This is a genomic window from Burkholderia sp. AU38729, from assembly GCF_020419725.1.
Lineage (GTDB): Bacteria > Pseudomonadota > Gammaproteobacteria > Burkholderiales > Burkholderiaceae > Burkholderia.
This window is the reverse complement of the sequence record NZ_JAIZQO010000006.1, coordinates 38,548-54,717: the sequence shown is the minus strand read 5'-3', so window position 1 is coordinate 54,717 and position 16,170 is coordinate 38,548. Positions and strand designations below refer to the sequence as shown.

At 66.3% G+C, this 16,170-nt stretch carries 13 protein-coding genes; 7 read left to right on the top strand and 6 right to left on the bottom strand.

The genetic code is table 11. The features are described 5' to 3' along the window. Positions 1 to 499: 499 nt before the first annotated feature. The 3 genes from pepN to LGM56_RS17080 form a co-directional block, all read right to left on the bottom strand. Positions 500 to 3,193 carry an aminopeptidase N gene (gene pepN, locus LGM56_RS17090; protein WP_226205909.1) on the bottom strand — a complete coding sequence of 898 codons (2,694 nt, stop codon included), beginning with the start codon at positions 3,191 to 3,193 and terminating at the stop codon, positions 500 to 502. 708 nt (positions 3,194 to 3,901) lie between these two features. Continuing rightward, positions 3,902 to 4,330, bottom strand: a complete 429-nt coding sequence (locus tag LGM56_RS17085) for a TetR/AcrR family transcriptional regulator (protein WP_226205908.1) — start codon at positions 4,328 to 4,330, stop codon at positions 3,902 to 3,904. A 63-nt stretch (positions 4,331 to 4,393) separates the two neighbouring features. Next, on the bottom strand, positions 4,394 to 5,854 hold the full coding sequence (locus LGM56_RS17080; RefSeq protein ID WP_226205906.1) for an efflux transporter outer membrane subunit: 1,461 nt from the start codon (positions 5,852 to 5,854) through the stop codon (positions 4,394 to 4,396). A 77-nt stretch (positions 5,855 to 5,931) separates the two neighbouring features. Here LGM56_RS17080 and LGM56_RS17075 point away from each other — a divergent pair, with 77 nt between their 5' ends. The 4 genes from LGM56_RS17075 (at position 5,932) to LGM56_RS17060 (ending at position 11,731) form a co-directional block, all read left to right on the top strand. After that, the gene (locus LGM56_RS17075) at positions 5,932 to 6,549 is read left to right on the top strand and encodes a TetR/AcrR family transcriptional regulator (protein ID WP_089498268.1); all 618 of its coding nucleotides are present in this window, start codon (positions 5,932 to 5,934) and stop codon (positions 6,547 to 6,549) included. 82 nt (positions 6,550 to 6,631) lie between these two features. Beyond that, on the top strand, positions 6,632 to 7,750 hold the full coding sequence (locus tag LGM56_RS17070; protein ID WP_226205904.1) for an efflux RND transporter periplasmic adaptor subunit: 1,119 nt from the start codon (positions 6,632 to 6,634) through the stop codon (positions 7,748 to 7,750). Continuing rightward, positions 7,747 to 10,887 (top strand): efflux RND transporter permease subunit, encoded by a 3,141-nt coding sequence (locus LGM56_RS17065; RefSeq protein ID WP_226205902.1) that lies wholly within the window; start codon positions 7,747 to 7,749, stop codon positions 10,885 to 10,887. Before LGM56_RS17070 ends, LGM56_RS17065 begins: the two co-directional genes overlap by 4 nt. Before the next feature lie 37 nt (positions 10,888 to 10,924). Further along, the gene (locus LGM56_RS17060; RefSeq protein ID WP_226205900.1) at positions 10,925 to 11,731 is read left to right on the top strand and encodes an oxidoreductase; all 807 of its coding nucleotides are present in this window, start codon (positions 10,925 to 10,927) and stop codon (positions 11,729 to 11,731) included. A gap of 61 nt (positions 11,732 to 11,792) precedes the next feature. Here LGM56_RS17060 and LGM56_RS17055 read toward each other — a convergent pair whose 3' ends face one another. The 3 genes from LGM56_RS17055 to LGM56_RS17045 all read right to left on the bottom strand — a co-directional run bounded on the left by LGM56_RS17055 (position 11,793) and on the right by LGM56_RS17045 (position 13,304). Continuing rightward, positions 11,793 to 12,320: a DUF4189 domain-containing protein gene (locus tag LGM56_RS17055; protein WP_226205898.1), complete on the bottom strand. Its 528-nt coding sequence runs from the start codon at positions 12,318 to 12,320 to the stop codon at positions 11,793 to 11,795. 19 nt (positions 12,321 to 12,339) lie between these two features. Continuing rightward, entirely contained in the window at positions 12,340 to 12,876 is a 537-nt protein-coding gene (locus tag LGM56_RS17050) for a DUF4189 domain-containing protein (RefSeq protein WP_226205896.1), read from the bottom strand. A gap of 122 nt (positions 12,877 to 12,998) precedes the next feature. Continuing rightward, positions 12,999 to 13,304, bottom strand: coding sequence for a hypothetical protein (locus tag LGM56_RS17045; RefSeq protein WP_226205894.1), 306 nt, complete (start codon positions 13,302 to 13,304; stop codon positions 12,999 to 13,001). Between LGM56_RS17045 and LGM56_RS36810 the strand changes: the two genes are divergently transcribed. The 3 genes from LGM56_RS36810 to LGM56_RS17035 all read left to right on the top strand — a co-directional run bounded on the left by LGM56_RS36810 (position 13,294) and on the right by LGM56_RS17035 (position 16,087). After that, the gene (locus LGM56_RS36810; protein ID WP_264170923.1) at positions 13,294 to 13,425 is read left to right on the top strand and encodes a hypothetical protein; all 132 of its coding nucleotides are present in this window, start codon (positions 13,294 to 13,296) and stop codon (positions 13,423 to 13,425) included. The genes LGM56_RS17045 and LGM56_RS36810 overlap by 11 nt on opposite strands. 216 nt (positions 13,426 to 13,641) lie before the next feature. Further along, positions 13,642 to 14,172, top strand: a complete 531-nt coding sequence (gene msrB / locus LGM56_RS17040) for a peptide-methionine (R)-S-oxide reductase MsrB (RefSeq protein WP_226205892.1) — start codon at positions 13,642 to 13,644, stop codon at positions 14,170 to 14,172. Between the two features lie 37 nt (positions 14,173 to 14,209). Then, positions 14,210 to 16,087 carry a cytochrome c biogenesis protein DipZ gene (locus tag LGM56_RS17035; protein WP_226205890.1) on the top strand — a complete coding sequence of 626 codons (1,878 nt, stop codon included), beginning with the start codon at positions 14,210 to 14,212 and terminating at the stop codon, positions 16,085 to 16,087. Positions 16,088 to 16,170 lie beyond the last annotated feature (83 nt).

The following is a 16,170-nucleotide window of genomic DNA, read 5'->3' as shown; positions in this document are numbered from 1 at the left end:
TTTCTCTTTTTGGGCGCTTTTCACTTTTGTCGCGACATAATTTCCTACCGCCCTCCCGATATATTACGTTTCACTTGATATGACGAATCAGGAACGCATAAATCCCGGCGCAACGACTTCTGACAAGCCTGAAAAGAAACCCCTCGCGATAAGCGGTACGATCTCGCGAAAGAAATATGGAAAGTATTTTTATTCGGAATCGCTTCGTCGTTACATCGATAAATTCGACATACGAATTGAAATCTTCCGAATTAAAATTAGTATGACCATGTGATTGCGTCGGCAATACAGAGCGGAGCTGTCCGACATTGCGTCACGTCTGTCGCGAGCGATGCGGGGCCGCCGGCGTCTCCCGTCACCGAAGAATCCATTCGGTGACAAATGCTCCGCATATGATGGGCAGATACGTGACCGCCGCCTTCGGCATTGGCCATCGATCTGCACGACACATGGAATCCCGCACCACCGGATCAACTGAAATCGCCGACGCGTCCAACCGTCAAGCCAACGCCTTCTCGACGATTTCGCGCACGTCACGTGATTTCGCACCGACGGCGACCTGCTCGAGCGCTTCGCGCATCCGATCGCGCAGCGCCGGCGTAAAGCGGCGCCACAGTTCCAGCGAGCGCGCGAGGCGTGCGGCGACCTGCGGGTTGATCGCGTCGAGCGCGAGCACCTGTTCGGCCCAGAACGCGTAGCCCGAGCCGTCCGCCGCATGGAATTGCGCGGGGTTGGCCGCGCAGAAGCTGAAGATCAGCGAGCGCGCGCGGTTCGGATTCTTCAGGTTGAACGCCGGGTGCGCGAGCAGCTTGCGCACTTTCGCGAGCGTCGGCTGCGCGGGCGTGCCGCGTTGTGCCGCCTGCATCGCGAACCACTTGTCGATCACGAGCGCTTCCTTCTCGAAGCGACGATAGAAGTCGTCGAGCGCGTGCTCGGCCGGTTCGGTCGCGCCGGAGGCCGCGGCGGACAGCAACGCACCGAGTGCGGCCGCGCGATCGGTCATGTTGTTCGCCGCGTCGTACTGGGCAGTGGCGAGGCGCACCGCATCGGCCGGATCCTCGAGTTCGGCGAGATACGCGAGCGCGAGGTTCTTCAGCGCGCGGCGGCCGGAGGCCTCCGGCGTCGGCTCGTAGGCGCCGGGCGTCTGGTGCTGCGCGTAGGCGGCGAGCCATTCCGCGCGCAGCGCGGTGGCGAGCCGGCGGCGCACGAACTGGCGCGCGCGATGCACGGCGGCCGGATCGGCTTCGGCCATCTGGTCGGCGAGGTAGGTTTCCGACGGCAGCGTCAGCGCGAGTTCGCGGAATGCCGGCGACAGGCTTTCATCGGTCAGCACGCGGCGGAATGCGGCGACGAAGTTCTCGCCGAGCGTGAGCGGCTCGTTCGCGGCCGCACGCGCGGCGAGCGTCAGCAGCGCGCGCGTCGCGAGGCGCTGGCCGGCTTCCCAGCGGTTGAACGGATCGCTGTCGTGCGCGAGCAGGAATGCGAGATCGTCGTCGCTGTAGTCGTACTCGACGATCACCGGCGACGAGAAATTGCGCAGCAGCGACGGCAGCGGCTGTTCCGGCACGTCGACGAACGTGAAGGTCTGCTCGGTGTCGGTGAAGTCGAGCACGCGCGTCGTGCCTGCTGCTGCGGCTTCGCCGTCGAGACGCAGCGGCAGGTCGCGGCCGTCGCGGCCGATCAGGCCGATCGCGAACGGAATCAGCAGCGGCCCTTGCTGCGTGTCGCGCGCGGCCGGCGACGCGTCGCCGTAGCCCTGCGCGAGCGTCACCGTATAGCGGCGCGCGGCCGCGTCGTACGCGGTGCGCACCGACACGCGCGGCGTGCCCGCCTGGCTGTACCAGCGTTCGAACTGCGCGAGGTCGCGCCCGTTCGCGTCGGCCATCGCGTGACGGAAGTCGTCGCAGGTCACCGCGTGCCCGTCGTGGCGCTTGAAGTACAGGTCCATCCCCTTGCGGAAGCCGTCGCGGCCGAACAGCGTCTGATACATCCGCACGACTTCCGAGCCTTTTTCGTAGACGGTCATCGTGTAGAAGTTGTTGATCTCGACGTAGCTTTCCGGGCGCACCGGATGCGCCATCGGGCCCGCGTCCTCGGCGAACTGCAGCTGGCGCAGCACGCGCACGTCCTCGATGCGCTTGACCGCGCGGGCCGCCGATTCGAGGTCGTCGCCCGCGGCCATGTCGGCCGAGAACTCCTGATCGCGGAATACCGTCAGGCCTTCCTTCAGGCTCAGCTGGAACCAGTCGCGGCAGGTCACGCGGTTGCCGGTCCAGTTGTGGAAGTACTCGTGACCGACCACCGATTCGATGTTCGCGAAGTCGGTGTCGGTCGCGGTCTCGGGGTTCGCCAGCACGTACTTCGTGTTGAAGATGTTGAGCCCCTTGTTCTCCATCGCGCCCATGTTGAAGTCGCCCACCGCGACGATCATGAAGCGGTCGAGATCGAGCTCGAGGCCGAAGCGCTGCTCGTCCCAGCGGATCGAGTGGATCAGCGAGTCCATCGCATGACGCGTCTTGTCGAGATCGGCGGGCTCGACCCACACCTGCAGCAGCTTCTCCTTGCCCGAACCCGACGTGATCGTTTCCTCGATCGCAACGAGCTTGCCCGCGACGAGCGCGAACAGGTAGCTCGGCTTGCGGAACGGGTCTTCCCATTTCGCGAAGTGGCGGCCGTCGGGCAGGTCGCCGGAATCGACGAGGTTGCCGTTCGACAGCAGCACCGGGTACGCGGCCTTGTCGGCGCGCAGCGTCACCGTGTACGACGCCATCACGTCCGGACGGTCGAGGAAATAGGTGATGCGGCGAAAGCCTTCGGCTTCGCACTGCGTGAAGAAGTTGCCGCTCGACACGTAGAGGCCGGACAGCGTCGTATTCTGGTCGGGTGCGCATGCGCTTTCGAGCGTCAGCTCGAAGGCATCGGGCACGTTCTCGACCGTCAGCCCGTGTTCGTGCGCGCGCACGGCGCCATGCGGCGCGCCATCCAGCCAGGCGCCGACGAATTCGAGCGCTTCGCCCATCAGCTCCAGGTGCGGCGCGGGCGCGGCGTCCGGATTGCGGCGCACGCGCATCGTGTTCCTGACGATCGTACGGGCCGGCGCGAGATCGAATGCGAGCGCGACGGCATCGATGAGGAAGGCCGGCGGCGTGTAGTCGGCGCGGCGGATCACGGTTTGGGCGATGTTTTCAGCCATGGTCATACTTCAGGAAAGGGGTTCTCGCTCTGACGTTGCTCGCATCGGCTTGGGCTGATGCGCCAGGAACGATCAAGCGGTCAACGCGAAATCGCGACGCCTGATCGGACTTTCACGCACCTGAGCATCGCGCCGTGCGCGAAACGCACGCGCGCCGCGCTCGCCCATTCGATGCGTGCTCCGAATCGCTTAAGACGATTCAGAACGGCCATTGGACCAGTCGCACTCAATTGGAAATTCGGATTCAGAACCTCGATTCCATTGACTGAAACTATTAAATGCCGCAGACGCCCCCCCCCTCCACAAACCTTGACGCCCCTGCAGCCGTGCGCAATTACCCCGAGCTGCCGCCAGACACAAAAAAGACCGGCTCGGAAGCCGGGTCATAGTGTCGTCGGGCGCCCTCATGCCCGCGACACGATCCGCATACTTTGGAGCCAGGTTTCGTACGGCACGATGTATCGATGGTGGGTTGGGATGTCCGCCGCACGCGCCGAGCGGTGCTCAGCGCGCGTCATTCACAACACCCTACTTTGGCCTGGCCAGCACCCCGTTAGATCGCTCTAACCGAAAACATGCATGGAAATTACGATCTCCCCAAGTACCGCAGGCCATCCATGATCGCGATCAGGATAAGCGCACGATCGGCGGACGGGGCCGCTGCTTTTGTGCTGCGATGCTAGCCTCCGTGATCCAAGAAGCGCGCAATCATGTCGCATCGATCAACACACATGGCCTCCACATGCTCGCGCAAGTACACATCGCGTCCTGCCTGCAGGCGGGCCTCGGCCCAAACGACTGAGTCGACGTTGCTCGAATGGCAGCGCGCATACAGCAAAGCGAGCTGCTGTTGAACAGCTCGGACGATACCGCGGCATCCTGCATCAACGTCTCCAGATTGTCTTGAATGTCGCGATGCTTGACGCGAAGCAGTTCGACGAAAAGCCCGCTCGTACTCCTGAATTTCGAGTAAAACGCACCGCACATGTATCCGGCGCGCGCCACGATGTCCTCGACGCTCGATACCGCCAGTCCCTTCTCGGCGATGCGCGGCGCGGCAGCATCGAGCGGATCCCGACGGGTGAACGAACGGCTTTCCGCGCGTGTCATTCGTGTGGGCCGCATGTTCCAGAGCATGCATCGCACCAAGAACAGTGACGACGACGTCACGCCCCGCCAACACGTCGGCACGTACGGCCGTTATCGACTGGCGACGGCCTCGGACGCCGGCCCTTGCCATCCACCGCCGAGCGCCTTGAACGCAGCCACCGACGCCCGGGCCGCTTCCGTTTTCGCCTGCACGCGCTCGTCCGACGCGCGCAGCAGGCTTTCATCGGCCTGCAACACTTCGATCAGGCTGACGACGCCCTTCTGGTACGCCGCGAACGACGCGGCCCGTGCGCGGCCGAGCGAATCGACACCGTCGGCGAGCACGGCCGCCTGTTCGTCGCGTTTGACGAGAGCCGAGAACGCGTTCTCGACGTCCTCGGTCGCATGCAGCGCCGCGAGCCGATACGCGGCCAGCATTTCGGCATCCTTTCCTTTGGCGTCGGCAATCTGCGCATTGATCCGCCCGAAGTCGAACAAACGCCAGCGCAGGCCGAGCACGCCGGCAGCCTGGTTCGCGCCGCCGGCAAACAGGTTGCCCGCGCCCATCGTCGTCGCGCTGCCGAGCAACCCGCTCAACGAGAACTTCGGGTAATACTCGGCAATGGCCACGCCGATGCGCGCGTTCGACGCCGCCAGGCGCCGCTCGGCGGCGATCAGGTCGGGCCGCCGCCTGAGGAGTTCGCCCGGCGTGCCCGTCGCCGCGATCCGCGGGGCGACCGGCACGTCGCCGCCGTCGAGCAATTCCGCGCGATACGTACCGGGTGGCGAGCCGAGCATCACGTCGAGCGCATTCATCGCCGTGTCCAGCGCCGCTTCGAGTACCGGCACCGTGGCACGAACCTGAGCGAGCGCACCTTCGGCCTGCCTGACCTGAAGCTCCGCCGCGAGCCCCTTTCCATACAGCAGATTGATGGTCGACAACAGATCCTGTTCGGTCTGCACCTGATGCCGCGCGACCTTCAGCCGGCCCTGCAACCCGCGAATCGTGATGTAGATGTCCGCCGTCTGCGCGGCCACGGCAAGGCGCGTGGCGACCACCGCTGCTTCGGAGGCCTGATAGTCGGCGAGCGCGGCTTCCCGCCCACGGCGCAACCCGCCGAACACGTCCACCTCCCAGCTCGCGTTGAAATCGGCCTCGTAGTCGCTGCCGTGACGGTCGAAACCGGGCGTGGAATTCAGCACGCGCCCCAACGGCGTTTCGACCGACTGGTAGACACGCGCGGCTTGACCGGTCACATTGCCCGAAGGCAACAGCGCTGCATTGGCCGCACCGAGCCCGGCACGCGCTTGCGTGACGCGTGCCGCGGCCTGCGCGAGATCGAGGTTCTGCGCGAGCGCGAGCGTGACGAACCGGGTCAACTGCGGATCGCCGAAGCCTGTCCACCAAGTCGCGAGCTCCGCCTCGGCCGCCGCGCGCCGCTGCTCCACGGCACTCTGGCCCTGGAAGCGCTGCGGCATGGCGATGTCCGGGCGCACGTAGTCGGGACCGACGGCACATCCCGCCGACAGGAGCGCGGCGAGCACCGCGGCAACGATGGGTTTCGGTAGCATGACGGTTTCAGCCGAGATCAGGTGGTGACTATAATACCAAATAGTCACTCGTTGTCCATCCCTGCCAGCCGCAATCCATGAAAGAAACCACCGCTTCCCCCGCGCCCGCGCGCGGCCCGGCCGATCACGACGTGCGCGATCAGATCGTGGCTGCCGCCACCGAGCACTTCAGCCGGTATGGCTACGAGAAGACGACCGTGTCCGACCTCGCGAAGTCCATCGGTTTCTCGAAGGCCTATATCTACAAGTTCTTCGAATCGAAACAGGCGATCGGCGAGATGATCTGCGCGAACTGCCTGCACGAAATCGAAACCGACGTGCGCACCGCCGTCGCCGAAGCGGAACGGCCCACCGAAAAGCTGCGGCGCATGTTCAAGGTCTTTACGGAAGCGAGCCTGCGGCTGTTCTTCCGCGACCGCAAGCTGTACGACATCGCCGCGTCGGCCGCCACCGGCAACTGGCAGTCGGTGCAGGCCTATGAGGCGCGCGTGCAGCAACTGCTGCAGGAGGTGCTGCAGGCGGGCCGGCAAAGCGGCGAGTTCGAGCGCAAGACGCCGCTGGACGAAACCGCGACGGCGATCTACCTCGTGATGCGGCCGTACCTGAATCCGCTGCTGCTGCAATACAACCTCGACACGACCGACGCCGCGCCCGCGCAGCTGTCGAGCCTGGTACTCCGCAGCCTCGCCCCTTGAACCTGCATCGATTGTGACCATTGACTATATTGGTCACTAGATACACAATGAAAGCCCCGATCACTTCGTCAGTGGGTCTTTCATGGTTCGGCGTCGCCTCGCTCTCCTCGCAGTCGCTTCCGCACTGCCCCTCGCGCTAGCCGCCTGCAGCGGAAAAGCGCCTTCCGATCCGCGCACGGAGGCGCCGCTCGTGCGTACCGCCATCGTCCAGGCAGCCGCGCCCGCGTCCCGCTCGTTTACCGGCACCGTCGCCGCCCGCGTGCAGAGCGACCTCGGGTTCCGGGTGTCCGGCAAGGTGCTGGAGCGACTCGTCGATACCGGACAAACCGTCCGGCGCGGCCAGCTCCTGATGCGAATCGATCCCGTCGACCTGAAGCTCGCGGCGCGCGCACGCGACGAAGCCGTGGCCGCGGCACGGGCACGCGCGCGGCAGACCGCCGAGGACGAAGCCCGCTACCGCGACCTGCGCGGCACCGGCGCGATATCGGCATCCGCCTATGACCAGGTCAAGGCAGCGGCCGATGCGGCGAAAGCCCAGCTGAGCGCCGCCGAGGCCGACGCCGGCGTCGCACGCAACGCGACCGGCTATGCGGAACTCGTCGCGGACGGCGACGGCGTCGTGATGGACACGCTCGCGGAGCCCGGCCAGGTCGTCAGCGCCGGCCAGCCGGTCGTGCGGCTCGCGCACGCCGGCAGCCGGGAAGCCGTGATCCAGTTACCGGAAACCCTGCGCCCCGCGGTCGGCTCCGTCGCGCAGGCCGAGCTGTTCGGCAAGCCGGGCTCGAGTGTCCCCGCCACGCTGCGCCAGCTCTCCGATACCGCCGATGCGCGTACGCGCACGTTCGAGGCGCGCTACGTGCTGCAAGGCCCGCTGGCTGCCGCGCCGCTGGGCGCGACCGTCACGATCCGCCTACCGGACGACGCACGCGTGACGCCGCAGGCCGGCCTGCAGGTGCCGATCGGCGCGCTGCTGGACGGGGGCAAAGGGCCCGGCGTGTGGGTCGTCGCAGGCGATCCGGCCAAGGTGGGATGGCGGCCGGTCACGGTCGAGCATCTGGACGACGACAGCGCGCGCGTGTCCGGCTCACTCAGGCAAGGCGAGCGGGTCGTCGCGCTCGGCGCGCAGTTGCTGCATGACGGCGATGTGGTTCGCGTGGCCGCGCCGGCCGCCACGCTCGCGAGCGAAGGAGCACGACCGTGAGCGAACGCCGCTTCAACCTGTCGGCGCTCGCGGTGCGCGAGCGCGCGATCACACTGTTCCTGATCTGCCTGATTTCGCTCGCGGGGCTCGTGTCGTTCTTCAAGCTCGGCCGCGCGGAAGACCCGGCCTTCACCGTCAAGGTGATGACCATCGTCACCGCATGGCCGGGCGCGACCGCGCAGGAAATGCACGACCAGGTAGCCGAAAAGATCGAAAAGCGCATGCAGGAGCTGCGCTGGTACGACCGCAGCGAAACCTACACGCGCCCCGGCCTCGCGTTCACGACGCTGACGTTGCTCGACAGCACGCCGCCGTCCGAGGTACAGGAGCAGTTCTATCAGGCGCGCAAGAAGATCGGCGACGTGGCGAACGACCTGCCGGCCGGCGTGATCGGACCGCTGGTCAACGACGAATACGCGGACGTCACGTTCGCGCTGTTCGCGCTGAAGGCCAAGGGCGAACCGCAGCGCCTGCTGGTGCGCGATGCGGAGACGCAGCGCCAGCGCCTGCTGCATGTGCCGGGCGTGAAGAAGGTCGACATCATCGGCGAACAGGCGGAGCGCATCTACGTGCAGTTGTCGCACGACCGGCTCGCAACGCTCGGCGTGAGCCCGCAGGACGTGTTTGCCGCGCTCAACGGCCAGAACCTGCTGACGCCGGCCGGCTCCGTCGAGACGCACGGGCCGGAGATCTTCATTCGCGTGGACGGCGCGTTCGACACGCTGCAGAAAATTCGCGACACGCCGATCGTCGCACAGGGCCGCACGCTGAAACTGTCCGACATCGCGACCGTCGAGCGCGGCTACGAAGACCCGTCCACGTTCCTGATTCGCAACAACGGCGAACCCGCGCTGCTGCTCGGGGTCGTGATGCGCGACGGCTGGAACGGGCTCGAGCTCGGCCGCGCGCTGGACCGGGAAGTCGGCGCGATCAACGCGGCGCTGCCGCTCGGCATGAGCCTGACCAAGGTCACCGACCAGTCGGTGAACATCAGCTCGGCAGTCGACGAGTTCATGATCAAGTTCTTCGCCGCACTGCTCGTCGTGATGCTGGTGAGCTTCGTCAGCATGGGCTGGCGCGTGGGCCTCGTCGTCGCCGCGGCCGTGCCGCTGACGCTGGCCGCGGTGTTCGTCGTGATGGCCGCCACCGGCAAGAACTTCGACCGCATCACGCTCGGCTCGCTGATCCTCGCGCTCGGGCTGCTGGTCGACGACGCGATCATCGCGATCGAAATGATGGTCGTGAAGATGGAGGAAGGCTACGACCGCGTGGCTGCTTCAGCCTACGCGTGGAGCCATACGGCGGCGCCGATGCTGGCCGGCACGCTGGTCACCGCGGTCGGCTTCATGCCGAACGGCTTCGCGCGCTCCACCGCCGGCGAATACACCAGCAACATGTTCTGGATCGTCGGGATCGCGCTGATCGCCTCGTGGGTCGTCGCCGTCGCGTTCACGCCGTACCTCGGCGTGAAGATGCTGCCGAACTTCAAGAAGTTCGAAGGCGGCCACGATGCGATCTACGACACGCCCCGCTACAACCGCTTCCGGCAACTGCTGACGCGCGTGATCGCCCGCAAATGGCTCGTCGCCGGGTCGGTCGTCGCCCTCTTCGTGCTCGCGATTCTCGGCATGGCGATCGTCAAGAAGCAGTTTTTCCCGATCTCCGATCGCCCCGAGGTGCTGATCGAGGTGCAGATGCCGTACGGCACGTCGATTTCGCAAACGAGCGCCGCCACGTCGAAGGTCGAGGCGTGGCTCGCGAAGCAGAAGGAAGCGAGGATCGTCACCGCGTACGTCGGCCAGGGCGCGCCGCGTTTTTATCTGGCGATGGGGCCGGAACTGCCCGATCCGTCGTTCGCGAAGATCGTGATCCGCACGGACAGCCAGGACGAGCGCGACGCGTTGAAGGCGCGCCTGCGACGGGCCATCGCCGACGGCCTCGCGCCCGACGCGCGCGTGCGCGTGACGCAGCTCGTGTTCGGTCCGTATTCGCCGTTCCCGGTGGCCTACCGGATCACGGGCCCCGATCCGGACACGCTGCGCGGCATCGCGACGGATGTCGAGCGTGTGATGAACGGCAGCCCGATGATGCGCACGGTCAATGCGGACTGGGGCACGCGCGCGCCGACGCTGCACTTCACGTTGCAGCAGGACCGCCTGCAGGCAGTCGGGTTGACCTCCAGCGCGGTCGCGCAGCAGCTGCAGTTCCTGCTGACCGGGGTGCCCGTCACCGCGGTGCGCGAGGACATCCGGACCGTGCAGGTGATCGCGCGCTCGAGCGGCGATGCACGGCTCGACCCGGCGCGGCTCGACGACTTCACGCTCGCCGGCGCGAACGGACAGCGCATCCCGCTGTCGCAGGTCGGCAAGGTCGACGTGCGGATGGAGGAGCCGATCATGCGCTGGCGCGACCGCGTGCCGACGCTCACGGTGCGCGGCGACATCGCCGACGGCCTGCAGCCGCCGGACGTGTCGGCCGCGATCACGAAGCAGCTTCAGCCGATCGTCGCCGCGCTGCCGAGCGGCTATCGAATCGAGGAAGCCGGCTCCATCGAGGAATCCGGCAAGGCCACGAAGGCGATGCTGCCGCTCTTCCCGATCATGCTGGCGGTCACGCTCGTCATCATCATCTTCCAGGTGCGCTCGATCTCCGCGATGGTGATGGTGTTCATGACGAGCCCGCTCGGCTTGATCGGCGTGGTGCCGACGCTGATCCTGTTCGGGCAGCCGTTCGGCATCAATGCGCTGGTCGGCCTCATCGCACTATCCGGGATCCTGATGCGCAACACGCTGATCCTGATCGGCCAGATCCACCAGAACGAACAGGCGGGGCTGGATCCGTTCCACGCGGTCGTCGAAGCGACCGTGCAGCGGGCGCGCCCGGTGATTCTCACCGCGATGGCGGCGGTGCTCGCGTTCATTCCGCTCACGCATTCGGTGTTCTGGGGCACGCTCGCGTACACGCTGATCGGCGGCACGTTCGCCGGGACGATCCTCACGCTGATGTTCCTGCCGGCGATGTATGCGATTTGGTTCAGGATCCGGCCGGGTCAGTCCGCCGCCGCGCGCCACGGCGGCCATGAACCGGCAGCGCCGGGCGAGCCCGCGCTTCAGCCCGTGCTGGATGCGCGCGATTGATTACGCCAATCCATTCACCGTATCAAAGGAAGCAGCCATGTCGAATTCCACCGTTGTCGTCGTGACCGGCGTGTCGTCGGGCATCGGGCGCGCCGCCGCAGAACGATTCGCCAAACGCGGCTGCCGCGTGTTCGGCACCGTGCGCGGCATCGCGCGAACGGCGCCGGTTGCCGGCGTCGAGCTGATCGAGATGGACGTGCGTGACGACGCGTCCGTTCGATCCGGATTCCAGACGATCATCGATCGCGCCGCGCGTATCGACGTGCTCGTGAACAATGCGGGCATGAGCCTGATCGGCGCGGTGGAGGAAACGTCGGTGGACGAGGCAGCGGCCCTGTTCGACACCAACGTATTCAGCCTCCTGCGTACGACCCATGCGGTGCTTCCGCACATGCGGGCGCAACGGCGCGGCCGGATCGTCAATGTCAGCTCGGTGCTCGGCTTCCTGCCGGCGCCGTACATGGGGCTTTATTCGGCATCCAAACATGCGGTGGAAGGTTTGACCGAATCGCTCGATCACGAACTGCGCCAATTCGGCATTCGCGCGACGCTGGTCGAGCCGTCGTTTACGCGGACCCACCTGGACGTCAATGCGCCGCAGGCCAGCGCGCCGATCGCCGAGTACGACCGCGAGCGAACGCTTGCGTCGCGCGCCGTCGTCGACAGCGTGAAAACCGCGCCGCTCCCCGGGGGCGTGGCCGCCACCGTCGTCGACGCGGCGCTCGGCGCGTGGCGTATGCGGCATACACCCAACGGCGAGGCGTCGCTGCTGCGCAAGTTGCGGCGCTTCATGCCGGCCGGCCCGGTCGATGCGAGCCTCCGGAAGAAATTCCATCTCGCGTGACACGGCGGGCCGACGAAACAGTCTTGAACGCGGTTCATGCCCAAGGCTGCTTCGTTCTAATTTACTGAATCCGCTCCGGCATGCTGCACGCGGAGTAATACACATGGCAGTTCGGGTCACCCGAAGCGGTGCATGTCTTCATGCCTTTTTGGGCAGCAAAATCCGTTGTCACGCCTGTGGAAGTGTTATAGCCCTTATCGCTGACCACCATTGCCACGCACTGATTGCTGTACCAGATATCCAGCTTGCAGTTGGAGCCGCCGCCTCGTTTCTGGCACTCACTCATGGCGGTGTTTACAGCATCGGACTTGCTCGCCATGCCGGTGGCTTGACCCAAAACGCCGGCCGGCTCATAGGTTGCGATGGCACCCCATCGCTCGGCCCACTTCACGAGCGGGGGTGGCGGAGCCGACGGCGATTGATAACCCGGATCCGCCCCGCAGACACTTTGATCGGTGCCGGTGCCGTAGGGAATCATCCCAGGAGGGCAAGCGACCTGCGCCCGCGCGGTGACGTGATTGAATAGTGAGAACGACAAAGCAAGCAGCACCAGGAGAATCTTGAGACTACGTCGATTGAGAATAAGCATGCCGGGCCTCGGAATCCGTCTACTGTGTTCTGATCGCAAGACTGCAATTGGTGTAATAGACGCGACGGCAGTTATCGCCGGAGGCGCTGCAGGATTTGGCCGCAAATCCGATGGCCTCTTCAGGTGTTCGTCCAGTCTTAACGCTGTAGCCGCGATCGCCCACAATCATGGCAACGCAGCTATTTCCATACGAAACATCTAGAACACACTGCTCCCCGCCTTTGTCTTTGCAGTCCTTCATGGCTTGCTTCTCGGCGGAGCTTTGGCTCGACATATCGGAGGCCACACCCAGGGTTCCGCGATGGCCATCGGTCGCGACGGCACCCCAACGGGAAGCCCATTTGACAGGGGGTGCCTGCGGCTGCGGAGCCGGTATCGACGGCGATTGATAACTCGGATCCTCCCCGCAGACACTTTGGTTAGCGCCGGTGCCGTAGGGAATCATCCCAGGAGGGCAAGCGACCTGCGCCCGCGCAGGTAAGTGATGGCATAGCACGAACGACAAAACCAGCAGTAGCAAGAGAATCTTGGGACGACCTTGATTGAGAGCAAGCATGTTGGGCCTCGGAATCCATCTACTGTGTTCTGATCGGAAGGCTGCAATGGGTGTAGTAGACGTGACAGTTGTTAGCGGTCGTCACACAACAACGTGCCGCGAAATCGCGAACCAAATTGTACCTAGGCGAGCCGCTCCTGTTCGCTTTCCCTGAGCGTGGCCAGTATCTCAATGTCCTCTGCCTTCGTCTTGGCAGGGATGCCGAGCAGCTTTCTGGCGACTTCGTTTTGCTCCCCGGCGAGGCCAGCATAGGCGGGATGGCTCGGGGCATTCGCAGCCTTGTCCGCCGTGGCCCGAACCTTTAGCTTGTTGCTCGCGCCGACCAATCCTTCCAGGATGTCCAACCCATACGGAGCGTAGGCGAAGTCACCTTGGTTGTCGATGTAGGCGCGAGCGCAGTGCGAGTCGAAGATGGCGATGTCCGACATGGGCTCGGGCGGCTCAGCGCTCGGTGTGATTCGCGACCGCCGTCAAACAACGTTCATTCCCCAGTCCGATTTGATCGGCAAGCCAAAGTCCGGATTCACCGCGCAACGCTACGAACACTAAAAAAACACTAAAAAACGCGGCTCGAACCGGTACTCGGTAAACATCGGCGGCTCGCCCACTCAAAGGCCCTTGCCGATTGGAGCTTCGACGGATTCCAGCACACTCCGACGGAACACCTGAGACATCACAATTCATTTAACTTTCCGTGAGGACTTCGACACCGGCCGCTGACTACGATGGGCGCATATTTTCAGGACCTGCCGCCAGGAGCCCATCATGCCCACCCGCAGACATCTGCTGTTCGCCGGCGCCACCGGCCTCGCCGTGCTCGCGACGCTGTCGTCCGTCGGGCGCCGCGCGCTGGTCGGCCGTGCGTTCGCCGCCCCGCCGGCCACCCCGCAGACGGCCGCCCCGTTTGAAGTCACCCTCAGCGATGCCGAATGGCATCGCCGGCTCACGCCCGCCCAGTACTCGGTCCTGCGCGAAGCCGGCACCGAGCGGCCGTACACCAGCCCGCTGAACGACGAGCACCGGCAAGGCACGTTCGCGTGCGCCGGCTGCGCCCTCGCGCTGTTCTCGTCGGCCACCAAGTTCGACAGCCATACCGGCTGGCCGAGCTTCTGGAAACCGCTCGACCACGCGGTCGCCACCAACACCGACGCATCGTTCGGGATGATCCGCACCGAAGTGCACTGCCGCCGCTGCGGCGGCCATCTCGGCCACGTGTTCGACGACGGCCCGCAACCGACCGGCCTGCGCTACTGCATGAACGGCCTCGCGCTCACCTTCCACCCCGCCGCCGCCTGATCCGGCCCCGAACTCCCGACCGACTGGAGAACGCACCATGCTGCTCATCGTCCTTGCCTACCTCGGCGGCGTGCTCACGATCCTGAGCCCGTGCATCCTGCCCGTGCTGCCGTTCGTGTTCGCGCGCGCCGACCAGCCGTTCGTCCGCAGCGGCCTGCCGCTGCTCGTCGGCATGGCGCTCACGTTCGCCGTCGTCGCGACGCTCGCCGCCGTGGGCGGCGGCTGGGTCGCGCAGGCCAACCAGGCCGGCCGCTGGGTCGCGATCGTGCTGCTCGCGATCTTCGGCCTGACCCTGCTGATGCCGCGCCTCGCGGAGCACCTGACCCGCCCGCTCGTCGCCGCCGGCAACCGGCTCACCGGCTTCGCGCAACGCGACGGCCGCCCGGCCGGCCCCGCGTCGTCGCTGCTGCTCGGCGTCGCGACCGGCCTGCTGTGGGCGCCCTGCGCGGGCCCGATCCTCGGGCTCGTGCTGACCGGCGCCGCGCTGCGCGGCGCCAGCGTCGGCACGACGCTGCTGCTGGTCGCGTATGCGGCCGGCGCGGCGACGTCGCTCGGCGTCGCGCTCGTGATCGGCGGCAAGGTGTTCGCCGCGATGAAGCGCTCGCTCGGCGCCGGAGAATGGATCAAGCGCGGGATCGGCGTGGCGCTGCTGGCCGGCGTCGGCGCGATCGCGCTCGGCCTCGATACGGGTGCGCTCGCGCAGCTGTCGACCGTCACGACGGGCGGCCTCGAGACGAAGCTCGTCGACCGGCTCGGCGGGCGTTCGAACGGCGCACCGGGCGCACCGGCGGCGATGGCCGCGACCGGCAACGCCGCCGACGACACGAATGGCGGCGCGATGATGGCCGCGGCGGCCGATCGCACCCAGGCCAACGGCGGGGTGATCGCCGGCGGCGCGATGATGCGCGCGGTGGATACGACGCATGCGCCGGCCGCGCTGCCCGTCGAAGGCACGCTGCCGTCGCTCGACGGCGCGGTGCAGTGGCTGAACTCGCCGCCGCTGACGGCGGCCAGCCTGCGCGGCAAGGTCGTGCTGGTCGATTTCTGGACGTATTCGTGCATCAACTGCCTGCGCACGCTGCCGTACACGACCGCCTGGGCACGCAAGTACGCGCCGTACGGGCTCGTCGTGATCGGCGTGCACGCACCCGAGTTCGCGTTCGAGCGCGACATCGGCAACGTGAAGAAGGCCGTGCACGACCTCGGCATCGACTTCCCGGTCGCGATCGACAACCGCTTCACGATCTGGCGCGCGTTCAACAACGAATACTGGCCCGCGCACTACTTCGTCGACGCGCAGGGGCGCGTGCGCCGCCACCACTTCGGCGAAGGCGAATACGCGGAATCGGAGCGCGCGATCCAGTCGCTGCTCGCCGAGGCCGGCCATCCGGAAGCGCTGAACGTGCCGATCGGGCTCGCCGGTGCGCCCGCGAAGGGGGCGCTCGCCGCGGCCGACAGCGCGGACGTCCGCTCGCCCGAGACCTACGTCGGCTACGCACGCGCCGAGGCTTTCATGTCGCCGGGCGGGGTGGTGCGCGACGCGGCGTACCACTACGCCGAGCCGGCCCGTCCCGATCTCAACGACTGGGGCCTCGCCGGCATGTGGCAGGTCGGCGCCGAACGGGCGACGCTCGCGGCGCCGGCCGGCCGCATCGTCTACCGCTTCCATGCACGCGACCTGCACCTGGTGCTCGGCCCCGGCGAGGACGGCAAGCCGGTGCGCTTTCGCGTGACGCTCGACGGCGCGGCGCCCGGTGCCGCGCACGGCAGCGACGTCGATGCGCAAGGCTACGGCACCGTGACCGGGCAGCGCCTGTACCAGCTGGTCCGGCAGCCCGGCGCGATCGCCGACCGCACGTTCTCGATCGAGTTTCTCGATCCCGGCGTGAATGCGTATGCGTTCACGTTCGGCTGATCCCGGCCGGACGCGGCGCACCGGCGCCGCGTCCGGGCCACCCGCTTCCCGTACCGCCTTTCGAAGGAGCACACCGTGAACAC